The sequence below is a fragment of the Chryseobacterium joostei genome, assembly GCF_003815775.1.
GTDB classification, from domain to species: domain Bacteria; phylum Bacteroidota; class Bacteroidia; order Flavobacteriales; family Weeksellaceae; genus Chryseobacterium; species Chryseobacterium joostei.
The window spans coordinates 2,548,745-2,563,646 of record NZ_CP033926.1 but is presented as its reverse complement, the minus strand read 5'-3'; the positions used below and the strand labels follow the sequence as shown (position 1 = coordinate 2,563,646).

Annotated in this window: 16 protein-coding genes; 7 read left to right on the top strand and 9 right to left on the bottom strand. The window is 36.2% G+C overall.

The window, feature by feature from the left end:
- Nucleotides 1-84: 84 nt before the first annotated feature.
- The gene (locus tag EG359_RS11710; RefSeq protein WP_076354908.1) at nt 85-963 is read right to left on the bottom strand and encodes an NAD(P)H-binding protein; all 879 of its coding nucleotides are present in this window, start codon (nt 961-963) and stop codon (nt 85-87) included.
- Between the two features lie 171 nt (nt 964-1,134).
- Here EG359_RS11710 and EG359_RS11705 point away from each other — a divergent pair, with 171 nt between their 5' ends.
- The gene (locus EG359_RS11705; protein WP_076355274.1) at nt 1,135-1,503 is read left to right on the top strand and encodes a winged helix-turn-helix transcriptional regulator; all 369 of its coding nucleotides are present in this window, start codon (nt 1,135-1,137) and stop codon (nt 1,501-1,503) included.
- A gap of 177 nt (nt 1,504-1,680) precedes the next feature.
- Here EG359_RS11705 and EG359_RS11700 read toward each other — a convergent pair whose 3' ends face one another.
- Together EG359_RS11700 and EG359_RS11695 are read right to left on the bottom strand one after the other, a co-directional pair.
- A complete protein-coding gene (locus tag EG359_RS11700) occupies nt 1,681-2,733 on the bottom strand; it encodes an NAD(P)-dependent alcohol dehydrogenase (protein WP_076354906.1) in 1,053 nt (350 codons plus the stop codon).
- A gap of 29 nt (nt 2,734-2,762) precedes the next feature.
- On the bottom strand, nt 2,763-3,167 hold the full coding sequence (locus EG359_RS11695) for a cupin domain-containing protein (protein ID WP_076354904.1): 405 nt from the start codon (nt 3,165-3,167) through the stop codon (nt 2,763-2,765).
- A gap of 131 nt (nt 3,168-3,298) precedes the next feature.
- Here EG359_RS11695 and EG359_RS11690 point away from each other — a divergent pair, with 131 nt between their 5' ends.
- The 3 genes from EG359_RS11690 to EG359_RS22455 all read left to right on the top strand — a co-directional run bounded on the left by EG359_RS11690 (nt 3,299) and on the right by EG359_RS22455 (nt 5,993).
- The gene (locus tag EG359_RS11690; protein ID WP_076354902.1) at nt 3,299-4,201 is read left to right on the top strand and encodes a helix-turn-helix domain-containing protein; all 903 of its coding nucleotides are present in this window, start codon (nt 3,299-3,301) and stop codon (nt 4,199-4,201) included.
- 132 nt (nt 4,202-4,333) lie between these two features.
- Nucleotides 4,334-5,677 (top strand): carboxylesterase family protein, encoded by a 1,344-nt coding sequence (locus EG359_RS11685; protein WP_076354900.1) that lies wholly within the window; start codon nt 4,334-4,336, stop codon nt 5,675-5,677.
- Nucleotides 5,678-5,825: 148 nt separating this feature from the next.
- Nucleotides 5,826-5,993: a hypothetical protein gene (locus tag EG359_RS22455; protein ID WP_164463064.1), complete on the top strand. Its 168-nt coding sequence runs from the start codon at nt 5,826-5,828 to the stop codon at nt 5,991-5,993.
- 71 nt (nt 5,994-6,064) lie between these two features.
- Here the strand turns inward: EG359_RS22455 and EG359_RS11680 are convergent, their stop codons facing one another.
- The 6 genes from EG359_RS11680 to lpxK form a co-directional block, all read right to left on the bottom strand.
- Nucleotides 6,065-7,525 carry an alpha-amylase gene (locus tag EG359_RS11680; RefSeq protein ID WP_228435065.1) on the bottom strand — a complete coding sequence of 487 codons (1,461 nt, stop codon included), beginning with the start codon at nt 7,523-7,525 and terminating at the stop codon, nt 6,065-6,067.
- Between the two features lie 57 nt (nt 7,526-7,582).
- Nucleotides 7,583-8,680: a DNA polymerase IV gene (gene dinB, locus EG359_RS11675; protein ID WP_076354896.1), complete on the bottom strand. Its 1,098-nt coding sequence runs from the start codon at nt 8,678-8,680 to the stop codon at nt 7,583-7,585.
- A gap of 42 nt (nt 8,681-8,722) precedes the next feature.
- Nucleotides 8,723-9,178, bottom strand: a complete 456-nt coding sequence (locus EG359_RS11670; protein ID WP_076354894.1) for a GNAT family N-acetyltransferase — start codon at nt 9,176-9,178, stop codon at nt 8,723-8,725.
- A 20-nt stretch (nt 9,179-9,198) separates the two neighbouring features.
- Entirely contained in the window at nt 9,199-9,714 is a 516-nt protein-coding gene (locus EG359_RS11665) for a TlpA family protein disulfide reductase (protein WP_076354892.1), read from the bottom strand.
- 132 nt (nt 9,715-9,846) lie between these two features.
- A complete protein-coding gene (locus EG359_RS11660) occupies nt 9,847-10,662 on the bottom strand; it encodes a purine-nucleoside phosphorylase (RefSeq protein WP_076354890.1) in 816 nt (271 codons plus the stop codon).
- Nucleotides 10,646-11,671, bottom strand: coding sequence for a tetraacyldisaccharide 4'-kinase (gene lpxK, locus EG359_RS11655; RefSeq protein WP_076354888.1), 1,026 nt, complete (start codon nt 11,669-11,671; stop codon nt 10,646-10,648). The genes EG359_RS11660 and lpxK overlap by 17 nt, the downstream gene beginning before the upstream one ends.
- Before the next feature lie 109 nt (nt 11,672-11,780).
- Between lpxK and truA the strand changes: the two genes are divergently transcribed.
- From truA to EG359_RS11640, 3 genes are all read left to right on the top strand, one after another.
- On the top strand, nt 11,781-12,512 hold the full coding sequence (gene truA / locus EG359_RS11650) for a tRNA pseudouridine(38-40) synthase TruA (protein ID WP_076354886.1): 732 nt from the start codon (nt 11,781-11,783) through the stop codon (nt 12,510-12,512).
- Between the two features lie 33 nt (nt 12,513-12,545).
- A complete protein-coding gene (locus tag EG359_RS11645; protein ID WP_076354884.1) occupies nt 12,546-12,890 on the top strand; it encodes a hypothetical protein in 345 nt (114 codons plus the stop codon).
- A 164-nt stretch (nt 12,891-13,054) separates the two neighbouring features.
- Complete coding sequence (locus EG359_RS11640; RefSeq protein ID WP_076354882.1) at nt 13,055-14,812, top strand: ABC transporter ATP-binding protein; 1,758 nt, start codon at nt 13,055-13,057, stop codon at nt 14,810-14,812.
- Nucleotides 14,813-14,902 lie beyond the last annotated feature (90 nt).

The following is a 14,902-nucleotide window of genomic DNA, read 5'->3' as shown; positions in this document are numbered from 1 at the left end:
AAACAAAAGTATAATTTGTAAAACTAAGTTCGGCGCACCTTTGGTGCGCCGAATTCATTTCTTTATTAAGTCAAAAGAAATGAATTAAAAATGGCTTGAAAATTCTTTAGCAAAATCTTCTAGCTTGATTGTTCCTGTAACAGGAGATCCATGTTCAATAAACCCTTTTTGTACCACTCCGGTTCTCATTCCTCGTCCCATCTCAACATATAATTCTGCCATATCTTTTGGAAGACCTGCCTGCAGCATTCCGTTTAGTGCATCTTCATCAGAGAATTCCACCCAAGGCAATTCTGGCTTTTCTACAGAACTTCCCAAGACCTTTGCAAAGTCAGAAGCTTTTCGGGAATCACTTACAATATATCGGATGTTTTTTCCTTGTTCATTTTTTACCAGTTCTTCAGCTGCAGCATTAGCAATATCAATAGGATGAACTACAGGTATTTCTGTATTCTCAGAATAATTACCACCAATAATTCCTGCATTTTTAACCAGTGGAATATCATTGAAGAAATTAGTATAAAAATATCCGGCTCTTAAAAATGTAAATGAGGTATTTTCTAACTCATTGTAAATTTTTTCAATATGATGAAGACCTTTAATAGGACCGTTTTCTACAGGAGATTCAGCACCTACACTGCTTAGCATTACTGCTTTTTTTACATGAGCTTTTTGTAATGCTTCTGCATAGTTTTTTCCTACGTTGATTGTATTCTGAACAATGTTATCAGGGCTTATAGCGGGAGGTGTCATCACAAAGACAGCATCTGCTCCGTCAAAAGTTTGGGTTAAGAAATCAATATCTGTAATCGATCCGATAGCTGAGGTTGCTCCCAATGATTCAATATCGTGCTTTCTCGCTTCATTACTACTGACTACGGTTACATCATGCCCTTGTTTTACAAGTTGTTGGGTTAAAGGCTTGGCTACATTTCCTAGTGATCCTGTGATTATAATTTTCATATGTAAATTTTTTATTGTTTTTAATGATCATATGTAATCACTGCATATTGATCAGTATTTATGGATTGATCAAACAACAATGATTTCATAATAAATATTTTTTTATTTCCTAAGACAAAGTTATATTTGTACTTACTTTTATACAAGTACTTACCCTAAAGTATGTATCCTATGACAGCCATTAAAGAAAATTCAACCATTCAGGAAAACAAAAAAATAGTACAGGATTGCCCTGTAATGTATGTAATGGAGAGGATAGGTGGTTTTTGGAAACCTATTATTCTGTTTAACCTTTATTCAGGAGAAAAAAGATATAGTGAACTGAAAAGAGCAATTCCTGCAGTAACGGAAAAAATGTTGATTCAACATCTTAAGCAGCTGGAAACAGATGGACTGGTGATCAGAACTGCAAAACCTGTAGTACCACCACATGTTTCCTATAAATTGAGCGAAGCAGGAAATGAGCTGGCTCCCGTTATTGATGCCATGGCCGCATGGGCATTTCAGGATATGGAAAGATATGTACAATGCGAAAAGTAAAATGTATCAATAAGAAGACAAGTTGTACAGGGATGGGATATATTCAATAAAAATGGGCTTTAGCCCGTTTTAAATAAATTAAAATAATTCCATTGGCTTTAGCCAAAACCTAAAAAATATAAACGAAAAAGACTCTCCAATCCAGAGAGCCTTTTATTTTTCATAAGTAACAGCTGTTTATAAAGATTGCATATCAATAACGAAACGATATCTCACATCACTTTTCAGCATTCTTTCGTAAGCTTCGTTAATTTCCTGCATCTTAATCATCTCAATTTCGGAAACAATATTATGCTCTCCGCAGAAATCCAATAATTCCTGAGTCTCAGCAATACCACCAATCACAGATCCGGCTACAGATTTTCTTCCCAAAATCATAGGAACAGTATTCAGCATAGGTTCCAGTCCCCCTAAGTAACCCACAAGAACATGTGTTCCGTCGATATTTAGAGTGGTAACATAAGGGTTTACATCATGTACATAAGGAACCGTATCAATAATCAGATCAAATTTCCCTTTTACAGACTTCATTTGTGCTTCGTCTGTGGAAATGATAACATGATCTGCTCCCAACTGCTTAGCATCCTCAGTTTTTCCCGGAGTTCTGGAAAATAAAGTAACTTCAGCGCCCAATCCTTTTGCTAATTTGATGGCCATATGCCCTAATCCTCCTAGTCCAACTACAGCAACCTTAGAATCCGGACCTACATTCCAGTGTCTCAAAGGTGACCATGTAGTGATACCTGCACATAGAAGAGGTGCTACAGCAGCCGGATCAAGGTTTTCAGGAACTTTTAATACATGCTGAGAATCTACTACTACTTTTTGAGAATATCCTCCAAAAGTATGTCCTCCCAAGTGTTTGTCCTGTCCGTTATAAGTTCCGGTGAATCCATTCTCACAATATTGTTCCAAATCGTGTTGGCAGCTTCCGCAATGACCGCAAGAATCTACGATGCATCCTACACCAGCAAGATCACCTACTTTAAACTTCGTTACATCACTTCCGATTTTTGTAATTCTTCCTACAATTTCATGTCCCGGAACAGCAGGGTAGATGGTTCCGCCCCAGTCATTTCTTGCGGTATGAAGGTCAGAGTGACATACCCCGCAATATAGAATTTCAATCTCTACATCTTTTGAGGTTACTTCTCTTCTTTCAATATTCATTTCTTTCAGATCTGCCGTGGTAGATTCTGCTCCATAGGCTTTTACTGTAAATGTGCTCATTTGATTATTTATTTTTAATTAAGTTTAATTTATAAATTGTTGTATTCTTCATCCGTTACAGGTTCCAGCCATTCCACAATTCCGTTTTGGGTATTGGGGTTAATAGCAATATGTGTAAATTCACTGTCAGGAGCTGCACCATGCCAATGGATCACATTCGGAAGAATATTAACCACATCCCCCGGATGTAAAACCTGTGCCGGTTTACCTTTCTCCTGATAAAAACCTGTTCCTGAAGTTACGATTAAAATCTGTCCGCCTCCATGAGTATGCCAGTTATTTCTGCATCCAGGTTCAAAGACTACATTTCCGATCTGGCAGTTCAGTTGATCTTCATTGGGTTTTATAATCTGAACCCAAGCCGTTCCTCCCGAGAAATATTCGGATGGAGCCTTTTCTCCTTTCGGGAAAATGTTTGTATTAAAAGTTTCCATAACGATACAAAAGTCGAAACTTTTCAGTAAACCAAGCTTATACAGATTACCGAATTACTTACCAATTTTACAGACACCATTTCAGTTACAAAGGAAAGTGGTAATTTTGAATAGTAATAAAAATATATTTCATGGAAAATCAGGAGGTTGAAATCTATAATAGTGTCTCGGAATACAACAAAATGGCCAATCAGGAAACCCTGCATCCGTTGGTAAGTGTCATAGATTTTTCCAAATCCGATCCTATCTGTCAGCACAAAAGAAAATTTGGATTTTATACCGTTTTTCTGAAAGATGTGATGTGTGGAGACATGCAGTATGGGAAACATAGCTACGATTATCAGGAAGGAACGCTGGTTTTCATCGCTCCCGGGCAGACCTATGGAATTTATAACAAAGATAAATATGTTCAGCCTGCAGGTTCTGCATTAATTTTCCATCCTGATTTAATAAAAGGAACAAACTTAGGAAAGCACATCAAAGATTATAACTTCTTTTCCTACGATGTACACGAAGCCTTACACCTTTCTGAAAAAGAACGAGAAATTGTATTGGAATGCTTTAAAAATATCAAACTGGAGCTGGAACAAGCCATTGATAAACACAGTAAGTCTTTAGTAGTAAATAATATTGAACTATTTTTAAATTACTGTATGCGTTTTTATGACCGTCAGTTCATCACAAGAGATCATATTAATCAGGGAGTAATTGGTAAATTTGAAAATCTTGTTGATGATTATTTAAAATCTGATAACCCTAAAAATATAGGCTTTCCAATGGTGAATTACTTTGCGGAAAAACTTAATTTATCTGCCAATTATTTTGGTGATTTAATTAAAAAGGAATTGGGAATTTCCCCGCAGGAATTTATCCACAATAAATTAATCGATATAGCCAAAGAACAAATTCTGGATCAGGGAAAATCCATCAGTGAAATTTCCTATGACCTGGGTTTCAAGTATCCACAACACTTTACAAGGCTATTCAAAACAAAAGTGGGTCTTTCTCCAAGCGAATACAAAGTCCTCAATTAAAAAAACAAGTTATATTGTTTTTATTTATGGAATCTATCAATAAGTATTTGTGTTTAAAAGAATCAATTAAATTTTTTCTTCTCAAAAAACCGAATTAATTTTAAGGATAGAAGTTTTCATAATTTTTTTTAAATGAAATCACAACAGAAAGGGATCCATATTTTTGATGCCCGTTTTGGAAAAATTGCAGCATTAAAGAAAGACGGAGTTATCAAGGCTAAAAGCATTCGCTATGCCCGCTCCGAAAGATTTCAAAAACCTGTTCCAATAGAACGCTCCACTTCAGATATTCTTTACCCTGATAAAACGCCGGTTTGCCCACAGAAACTCAGTCCTCTTGTAGAAAAAATGATTGGGAGAACTCCTGTTGAAGAATTTGAAGCAGAAGAAGCTACCCAATATCTTTCGATAACCCGTCCTGAAAATATTACTGAAAACGAAAATCTTCCCGTTTTGGTCTGGATTCATGGAGGTTCCCATGAAATTGGCTGTGGTGATCTGACCACTGCAGATCCTACAGAATGGGTAAAGGAACAGCATATCATTGTAGTTACCGTTTCATATCGTTTAGGGCTCTTTGGCTTTTTAGGTGGTGATGAGAAAAGACCTGCAAACCTGGGATTATTTGATATGATTGAGGCGTTGAAATGGATAAAGGCCAATATTGCAGATTTTGGTGGAGATCCTGAAAATATCACATTACTTGGGCAATCCTCAGGAGGAGATGCTATAGCGCATTTAATGATATCCGAGGGAGTTGATGATTTATTTAAGCGGGTAATTATTCAGAGTGCACCTTTAGGTCTGCGTCATAAAAGAAAGAAAATGTCTGCTGAATTTCTGAAAAAAACAGAGGAAATTAAAGATGAGACAGATGTTTTAAAAATGATGGATGAATACGATAAATTTGTGCCATCTTTCATGAAGTTTGGTTTGAAAGCCGCCATGCCCTTTGGTACACAATATGGTTTTCCTCCGTTATGCACGGAAGAAGAGTCCGTTGAAAAATGGCAGGAGAATGCCAAAAAATACGATGTGTTGATTGGTTTGAATAATGATGAAACAGCATTTTATCTTAAAACTTCGGACGCTTTAAACAAATACTTTGGAAAAGGTCTGGGACTAAAGATCATGGATAAAACAGTAGAGAAAACTACAGAATTTATCTACGGTGCTCCGGCTCGAAAATTTGCAGAAGATTATGCTAAAGCAGGAGGAAATGTTTATTTATTCAGAATACATTCCCAACTAAAGGAGAATCCTATAGGTGCTCCCCATTGTATTGACCTCCCCTTGATCTTCGGTAATGAAGCAGCCTGGAAATCATCTGAAATGCTAAAGAATATACCATGGGAACGTATTCATGAGAACGGTAAAAAGTTAAGGGCGCTTTGGGCAGAATTTGCCAGAACAGGTAAGATTTCTGATCAATCGGAACGACCCGAGATTCTAAAAATACAAAAAATACATTTTTAGATAAATAATAATAAATAGTTTTTAATTCTAATTTTACTGTTCTTTCTTTTATAGTGTTGTTGTTCTATTGAGTTGTTTTGTAGTTTGTTATGTGGTTTTGTTAAGTTTTTTTATTATATTCATAAACCAAATTCTAAAACATTAAACTATGAAATCGACAAAACTTCAAAACGCAAGAAAAATTAACAGAGAAGAACTTAAAAATTTAAAAGGAGGAATCATTATTAGAGACAGAATATGCTGTTTTTATAACGAAGACAATTATTGTTGTGAATGGGCTCAGGATCTATGGAGCTGCCGTGGAATTAAATGCTAATATTCAGTATTATAATAAAATAAAGCGTACATCACTGATGTGCGCTTTTTATATTTTATTTACTATTGTTTTTATTCGGAAACCCAGACACTTACATTTCCTGCGGGTACAGGAAAATCTCCCCAACCATTTTCATCAATGGTGACTTTATCCTTGAACCGATTTAACAGATCCTTAAACTTTTTACCCGCATAGCGTTTTCCCATTTCCATAGGCTTGTTGTAGCTATCTTTATTACTGAGTACAACCGCACATCCCATATGCTGATCATCTCCTCCACGTACCCATCCGAGGCAGTTGGCATCTTCAAAATAATCCCGTTGTTCTCCATAAGCATGATCTTTTCTGGCTTTAAGCAGTTCTTCAATCCCATCTACTTTCGGCATAAATATTTCCTGATCATTTCCGGCCCTGTCCTTATCTACATAATGAGCACCATACAGGTCAGGATAAAATACACACGGATAGCCATCTTTTCTTAGTAAAATCAATGCATAGGCAATAGGCTTAAACCAAGATTCAACAGGAGCTTCCAGATCTTGAAGAGGTTGAGTATCATGGTTGGCAACAATACTTACGGCGTGTAAAGGATCTGCCTGAGTAAGCGTTTCGTCAAGAATTCTTCTGAGATCATAAGACTCTCCTTCTTTTGAGGCATTATGAAAATTGTTTTGTAATGAACTATCAAAAAGACTCATACACCCTTCAGTTACTTCAATATATTTTTGGAGAAGATGGAGATATCCTGGTGCCCAATATTCCCCTACAGCAAAGATATTTTTGCCTGAATTGGAGCGAAGAAGGGTGATCCACTCCTTATAAAAATCATGAGAAATGTGTTTTAAAGCATCAAGGCGGACTCCATCAAAATCTGTCTGATCAAAATACCACTTTGCCCATTCATTAAGTTCTTCCCGTACAAAAGGATTTCTGTGTTCAATGTCATTGTACATCAGGTAATCGTAATTTCCTTTCTCATCATGAATCATTTCCTCCCAGTCGTCTCCATATTCGGATTGTATTTTATAAATGTGAGAATCCATGCCCTCTGCATAGTCAACACCGCTGAAGCAATTGAAGTTCCATTCAAAATCAGAGTATTTTTTTCCTCTTCCCGGAAATGTAAATTTAGTATAGGATTCTATTTCAAGAACATCAGAAATAACTTTATCCCTGTTGTTTTCATCCACTTTTACCACCTTGAATTTTTCCAGTTCATCACCACCGGCTTTATGGCCTAGGACAATGTCTACAATGACTTCTATATTTTGTTTTTTTAAAGCTTTAATTGCTTTTAAATAGTCATCCTTGGTTCCATATTTGGTGGCAATAGTCCCTTTTTGATCAAATTCTCCCAGATCATAAAGGTCATAGGCATCATATCCTACAGAATACCCCCCATTTGTTCCTTTGTAGGCTGGAGGAAACCAGACAGAGGTAATTCCCAATTTTGCTAAATATTGAGCTTGTTTTTGAGTATCTTTCCACAACTTTCCATCACCTTCAGAATACCAGTGGAAAAATTGTATCATCGTTGAGTTCATAACTTTTGCTGGTTTGGTTTTTACAAGTTAGCGAAAAAATATGACCTATTGATTTTCGAATTCTTCAAACGGGATTTTTAGTTGAACTGAAATTTGCTTTTTTTCCTCTGTATTAAGGTGAGAGAGAGACAATCCGAGAAGACGGACAGCTTTATCATAGGGACGAAGTTCCCATAATTTTTTTCCGGTGTTAAAAAACTGTTCAGGAGATGTAAAATAATCTTCTCGGGTTATACTTCTTGTAAAAAGAGAAAAATCCTTATACTTGATTTTTAAGGTTAAGGTTCTTCCCAGAATATTATTTTTCTGTAACCTTTGGTGAAGCTCCTGACTCAGGCTTTCCAGTTTTTCATTGATCTGCTGTTCATCAAAAAGATCTTCAAAGAAAGTTCTTTCTACAGCTACACTTTTCTGGATCCGATGAGGTTTTACCTCCGAAGTATGAATGCCGCGCACCACATTGTAATAATGCTTTCCGGATTTCCCGAAGAGCCTTACCAAGTCTTCCAACGATCTTTTCTTTAAATCTTTTCCTTTGTAGATTCCTAAACTAAACATTTTGTTAGCCGTAACCTTTCCTACACCATAAAATTTTTCAACGGGCAATTCTTCCAGAAAACTTTCTACCTTATCAGGATGAATGGTTTTTTGGCCATTGGGTTTATTGATATCCGAAGCTACTTTTGCCAGAAATTTATTTACAGAAATTCCAGCAGAAGCAGTTAAACCCGTTTCTTCAAATATTTTCTGACGAATTTCTCTGGCGATGAGGTTGGCAGATTCCATTCCCTTTTTATTTTCGGTAACGTCCAGATAGGCTTCATCCAGGGATAATGGTTCTACCAGATCAGTGTATTCATAGAATATTTCACGAATCTTTTTTGAAATTTCCTTATATCGGGCAAAGCGGGGCGGTACAAAGATAAGATCAGGGCATCTTTCCTTTGCGGTTTTGCTGGGCATTGCAGAGCGAACACCATACTTTCTGGCTTCATAGCTTGCTGCAGCCACTACACCTCGGTGCTGGCCACCCACAGCAATGGGTTTCCCTTTCAGTGTTGGGTTGTCATGCTGCTCCACGGAAGCATAGAATGCATCCATATCTACGTGAATAATTTTACGAAGCGGCAAAGAAAAATCCATATCACAAAGATATGGATTCCTTTATTTACGGTAAATTATTCGTTAAGATTTCAATCTCATTGTAAGAATTAGGGGTTCAAACCCTGCTTTTTCATAGGCTTTTATTGCAGAAGCATTTTGTGCATAAACATCAAGCCTTACTTCTGAAATATTTCTGGATTTTGCCCAGTTTACCAATTCATCGGTAATCACCTTGTTGATTCCTTTTCCTCTGTATTCAGGTTTTACATACATAAAGCCCAGATAAGCATAGCTTTTAAAATTGTTGTAGTCTTTATCAGACTTCTTAATCAGGGCATAACCTGATGCTACAATTTCATTATTGTCTTCCACAACAATTAATGTTGCATCTGGTGATTGTATGAATTCATTCAGATCATAATAATGAATTTCTCCTTCAATCAGTGTACTGTTAAAAGGTCTTTCGGCAGAAACTATTCCCTGCTCAAATTCTAAAAGAATCTTTAAATCCTCCTTCGTAGCTTCTCTTGTAATCATGGTGTAAAAAATAGGTGGAATTATTTTAAAAGGTTGTCTATGGTTTTTTGAATTTCAGGATCTTCCGGAGATATGGCGTAGTATTTTGCAATAGACGATTTCTGATCAATAATCATGTATCTTGGAATCCAGTTCAGGTCAATATAATTGTTGAAATCATTTTTCCATCCAGATGCAAACCAGTAGTTATCTTTCTCTTTCATGTTGAATCTTACAAGGCTTTTATCAAATCCTTCTTTTGATCTTTCTAATGATAAGAATACAAAATCAACATTTGGATTATTTTTTTCCAGTACTTCGGCTTTTGGAAGAGCCTGCAAACAATCTCTGCACCATCCTGCCCAGAAATCAATCACCAGAACTTTTCCTTTATGTTGATCCAGAATCTGTTGGATGGTAATTGCTTTTCCGTCTTCATCTTCCAGTTTTTGCTTCAGGGCTTCCTTGGAAAATCCGGTTTTAAGAACAGTAGGAATTTTTTGTGAATAGCTTAATCCAAATATTCCTACCATAAAAATTAATAACAACTTTTTCATTTCTTACAATTTCATTTATACAAATCTAAACAATGAATTGGAATCTGAGATTGATTTTTCATGAATTAGGAAAAATTTATAAAATTGAAAATTTCTATGGATAGATTAATGAGTGCTTAAAAAAGAGCGGTTCTATTGATAGTTCTTGATTAATCCTTTCACTACCGTAATGACATTAGGCATAGCTTTGTTTGCAGCATTTAAAACTTCTTCATGAGAAACGGCAAAAGCGATATCCGGTCCGCCAAGATCGGTAATAACAGACATACAAAATACATCTATTCCCATGTGCTTGGCAACAATAACTTCAGGAACGGTGCTCATTCCTACCATATCACCCCCAATGGCTTTAATCATTCCATATTCAGCGGGAGTTTCAAAGGTTGGACCTTGTAATGCAACGTAGATTCCCTGATGGATTTTAATGTTATTTTCTGAGGCTGCTTTTTCGGCTACAGCAATCATTTTTTTGTTGTAGGGTTCACTCATATCCACAAATCGTGGTCCGAGTTCATCAATATTTTTCCCACGAAGCGGGTGCTCAGGCATCATATTAATGTGATCCTTTAAGATAACGACATCTGCAATGCTATAATCAGGATTTACTCCTCCACAGGCATTGGACAGAATTAAATTTTGAATTCCCAATAGATGAAAAACCCTTACAGGAAAGGTTACCGTTTCCATGGAATGACCTTCATAATAGTGAAAACGGCCACTCATCATCAGTACTTTTTTCCCTTCCAGTATTCCGTAGATAAGCTTACCGGTATGGCCGGCAACTGTAGTTTGTGGAAAGTTGGGGATGTCTTTGTACTCTAAAACATGGATCGGTTCTACTTCATTCTGCAGTTTTCCAAGTCCGGATCCTAAAACAACAGCAAAATCAGGTGTTTCCTGAATGATATTCTTGATAAAATCAGCTGTCTCATTAATTTTTTCTAACATAATCTAAGATGATTTGATTGAATTCCTCCTTTTTATCAATAATGACATTGATAGGCCAGTAGTAAACAATATCTCTAAGATAGTCAAAAGTTTTCAGACGGACATAATCTTTCTCTGTGGTTAATATCAGTTTATATTCTCCTAATTTTTTATACTCAGCAAGAATTTTTTTAATATCCTCATCGGTAAAATTATGATGATCCCTAAATTTTAGATGCTTAACTCTTTTTGAGAATTTGGCTAAATGTTCTAAAAGTGGTTTAGGATTGGCAATTCCTGTGATCAGTAGAATATCGTAATAATTTAAGTTGTTATCCGGAAGCATTTTATCTTTTCCGTATACATTCTCGTCATAACTAATGGATGAAAAGAATACTTTTTGGTTATAAGTAGGTTTGATCCTTGAAATATAATACCTTTTGGTTTCCTCCGTAAGTTCATCAGGACATTTACTGACCATGATAATGTTTGCTCTGTTTGCTCCCGCTCTGGATTCTCTAAGGTCTCCGGCAGGAAGAAGGTAATCCTTGAAGAAAGGATCATTAAAGTCAGTCATCAAAATATTGAAACCTGCCTTAATCGCTCTGTGCTGTAGGGCATCATCCAATACCAACACTTCCAGATCCATATCATCAATTACCTTTTTGGCACCAGGAACACGTTCTTCTGATACAGCAATAACAAAACGGTTTTTGAAACGTTCAAAAAGCTGCATAGCTTCATCACCCACTACCTTATAATTACTGTCGTAGTTGGTAACCTCGTACCCTTTAGTCAGTCTTCCGTAGCCCCTTGAAAGGACTCCGGTTCTATAGTGTTTGGATAAATATTGAGCGAGATACATCACCATTGGCGACTTGCCACTTCCGCCCACAGAGAGGTTCCCGACATTGATTATCGGTGTCTTGAATTTTGTCGACTTAAAAATTCCCCAATCGTACATTGTGTTTCGGATACCCGTTACCAAATGATAACCAAGGGAAAAAGGATAAAGGTACCATCTTTTCATACGATTGCAAAAATAGGAATTTTCATAGGGATTTAGTATAATATTCTCAAAGACTTTTCAACAAATATTTCGTTAAATTAAAGTATTTTTGTGGAGTTATTATAATACATTGAGATACTTTATTGAATTTTCTTACAACGGAAAGAATTATTTCGGCTATCAGATACAGCCGGACGCCATTTCTGTACAGGAAGAACTGGAAAAAGCACTTTCCACAATTTTAAGGGAAGAGATTAAAACTACGGGTGCCGGAAGAACGGATACAGGGGTTCACGCCAAAAAAATATTTGCTCACTTTGATACGGAGCATGAGCTGAGTGATGAATTTCCTCGCCGACTAAACGGGTTTCTACCTCCTGATATTTCCATTCACAGGATTTTTAAGGTGAGAGATGACTTTCACGCACGTTTTGATGCAACGTATAGAACATACGAGTATTATATTTCATTAGCGAAAAATCCATTTACTCAGGAGTCTGCGTGGCAGCACTGGAAAAGATCATTGGATATAGATAAAATGAATGAAGCCTGCAAAATCTTATTCGAGTATGAAGATTTTACAAGCTTTGCAAAATTAAAAACAGACAACAAGACAAACATCTGCAAAATGTATAAGGCGCATTGGGAGCAGGAGGGAACAGAGCTTAAGTTCACCGTTTCTGCCAATCGTTTTCTGAGAAATATGGTTCGTGCTATTGTGGGGACCATGGTGGAAGTCGGTACCGGAAAACTGAAGCCTGAAGATATGCGTAGGGTAATTGAAGACAAAAACCGTAATGCAGCAGGAACTTCAGCACCGGCCCATGGACTGTATTTAGTAGATGTAGGCTACGAATTTTAAAAAAACTAAAAACTAAAAAACAAAATAATAATCATGTTATCAATTTTTATCCTTATCGGTGCCTACCGATATTATGCCCAGCTGGCAGAAAGGTTTGGGAAAACAAAGTGGCATTTTGGCCTTTTGGCAATAGGAATTTATCTTGGATCCCAAATTTTTTTAGCATTTAGTTTCGGGATGTATCTAACTATAACCAACCCGGAATCTTTGAATAATGTAAACTATACAGGGTTTTCTGCGGTTAATATTGTCGGTTGGCTTATTTCCATAGTTTTAGTCTGGGGAATTCATCAGTTTCTTGAGAAAAAATTTAAAAAAGAGAATATTCAAAAACCATCTCTTGAAATAGAAAAAATAGGTGAAATTTCTGAACATTAGTAGATCTATACAAGAAAGGGAAGCATCAGCAGACGGAAGATATTCATTCTGTAAATGATAGGTATCTGAAATTTTCTATAACGATTTGCAAAAGTTCTAAAGGCTGGCAATTTAGAAAGTCTTATTTTTGCATAGAATTTTAATTCTTTTCTTCGATTCGTACAATGAAAAAACAAGATACCTGGGGAATTGTAAAAAGGCTGTTCTTTATCGGAATGAAATTTCGTTCTTGGTTCATCCTTACTTTAATAATCTCCGTAATACTTTCAATTGTTTCTACTTACAGACCATACCTTACCATGGAAGTGGTGGATAATGACATCACAAAGCTGCAGGACAAGGCTTTGATGATGAAGCATATCTATATTCTGGTGGGATTGGTTTTTGCAGAAACCGTTTTAAACTTTTTTTTAGTTTATTTTTCAAATTTTATCTCACAAAATGTAATCAGGGATATTAGAGAGAGGCTATACTCTAAATTGATTTATTTCAAAACATCTTTCTTTGATAAAACTCCTATCGGGCAATTGGTTACCCGTGCTGTAGGTGATGTAGAAACTATTGCAACGGTTTATACCGACGGTTTCCTGATGGTTTTTGGGGATATCCTGAGAATTGTGTTTGTATTGGTGATGATGTTCAGCACCAATGTTCACCTGAGTTATATTACGTTGGCAATTTTACCTTTAATGGTAATTATCACAAGATTCTTCCAAAAGAGGCTAAAAAAAGCATTTGGAGATGAAAGAAACTGGACGGCTACACAGAACTCCTTTGTACAGGAAAGATTGGCGGGAATGTCGATCATTCAGGTTTTCAACAGACAGGAATCAGAATTTAAGAGATTTGATGATATTAATATTACGCTGAAAGGCGCTTTATTGAGAACAGTTTTTATTTTCTCATTATTCTTTCCGGTAGTGGAACTTATTTCTTCCCTGTTCATCGGCTTTATTCTTTTTTATGGAGGATATATTACGATCAGTGCCGGGGTGGTGATTGCGTTTATTCAGTACATTTCAATGCTAATCCGTCCTTTGAGGCAGATTGCAGACCGCTTTAACAATATCCAGAGAGGTATTGTAGGGGCAGAAAGAGTATTGGGATTAATGGATGAAGAAATTTCGATGCCGAATACAGGAACCGTGAAAAAAGATCACTTTGCCGGTAAAATAGAATTTCAGAAAGTACATTTTGCTTATGACGAAAAGCAGGAAGTATTGAAAGGAATTGATTTTAAAGTAAATCCGGGAGAAACCGTAGCGATTGTTGGGGCAACTGGCGCCGGAAAATCTACGATTATCAGCCTAATTACCAGACTTTATGATATTAATTCCGGAAATATTCTCATTGATGATGTGAACTTAAAAGATTATGAATTGTACAATCTTAGAAGTCATATCGGTGTGGTATTGCAGGATGTTTTCCTTTTCCACGGAAGTATTTTTGAAAACCTTTCCTTTGGAGATGACAGTATCACTTTGGATAAAATAAAGGCCGGTGCTAAGGAAATTGAAGTAGATCAGTTTATAGAACAGCTTCCTGGTGGTTATGATTATGTGGTAAGCGAAAGAGGTTCATCAATCTCCTTAGGCCAAAGACAATTATTATCTTTCCTTAGGGCTTATTTATCTGATCCGAAGATTTTAATTCTGGATGAAGCAACGTCTTCTATTGATCATGAAAGTGAAAAACTAATTCAAAAAGCAACTGAAAAAATCACCAAAAACAGAACATCAATCATTATTGCCCACAGACTTTCCACCATTGAAAAAGCAGATAAGATTATTGTAATGGAACATGGGAAAATTGTAGAAGAGGGGAAACATTTGGATCTTTTAGATAAGAACGGTTATTATTCTACACTTTATAAAGCTCAGCTACGCCATGAGGTAGAAGTAGAAGTGGAGAAAGAGTCATAACCCAATAAGATAGTATTCCAAGTAATAAAGATAAGGCTTGGATTAAATTAATAAAAAAAGAGAGCAAAATGCTCTCTTTTTTTATGGATG

Excerpts from the sequence above, each read along its gene's own strand:
- EG359_RS11710 (WP_076354908.1), bottom strand. The coding sequence starts at position 963 with ATGAAAATTATAATCACAGGATCACTAGGAAATGTAGCCAAGCCTTTA.
- EG359_RS11705 (WP_076355274.1), top strand. The coding sequence starts at position 1,135 with ATGACAGCCATTAAAGAAAATTCAACCATTCAGGAAAACAAAAAAATA.
- EG359_RS11700 (WP_076354906.1), bottom strand. The coding sequence starts at position 2,733 with ATGAGCACATTTACAGTAAAAGCCTATGGAGCAGAATCTACCACGGCA.
- EG359_RS11695 (WP_076354904.1), bottom strand. The coding sequence starts at position 3,167 with ATGGAAACTTTTAATACAAACATTTTCCCGAAAGGAGAAAAGGCTCCA.
- EG359_RS11690 (WP_076354902.1), top strand. The coding sequence starts at position 3,299 with ATGGAAAATCAGGAGGTTGAAATCTATAATAGTGTCTCGGAATACAAC.
- EG359_RS11685 (WP_076354900.1), top strand. The coding sequence starts at position 4,334 with ATGAAATCACAACAGAAAGGGATCCATATTTTTGATGCCCGTTTTGGA.
- EG359_RS22455 (WP_164463064.1), top strand. The coding sequence starts at position 5,826 with ATGAAATCGACAAAACTTCAAAACGCAAGAAAAATTAACAGAGAAGAA.
- EG359_RS11680 (WP_228435065.1), bottom strand. The coding sequence starts at position 7,525 with ATGATACAATTTTTCCACTGGTATTCTGAAGGTGATGGAAAGTTGTGG.
- dinB (WP_076354896.1), bottom strand. The coding sequence starts at position 8,680 with ATGGATTTTTCTTTGCCGCTTCGTAAAATTATTCACGTAGATATGGAT.
- EG359_RS11670 (WP_076354894.1), bottom strand. The coding sequence starts at position 9,178 with ATGATTACAAGAGAAGCTACGAAGGAGGATTTAAAGATTCTTTTAGAA.
- EG359_RS11665 (WP_076354892.1), bottom strand. The coding sequence starts at position 9,714 with ATGAAAAAGTTGTTATTAATTTTTATGGTAGGAATATTTGGATTAAGC.
- EG359_RS11660 (WP_076354890.1), bottom strand. The coding sequence starts at position 10,662 with ATGTTAGAAAAAATTAATGAGACAGCTGATTTTATCAAGAATATCATT.
- lpxK (WP_076354888.1), bottom strand. The coding sequence starts at position 11,671 with ATGAAAAGATGGTACCTTTATCCTTTTTCCCTTGGTTATCATTTGGTA.
- EG359_RS11645 (WP_076354884.1), top strand. The coding sequence starts at position 12,546 with ATGTTATCAATTTTTATCCTTATCGGTGCCTACCGATATTATGCCCAG.
- EG359_RS11640 (WP_076354882.1), top strand. The coding sequence starts at position 13,055 with ATGAAAAAACAAGATACCTGGGGAATTGTAAAAAGGCTGTTCTTTATC.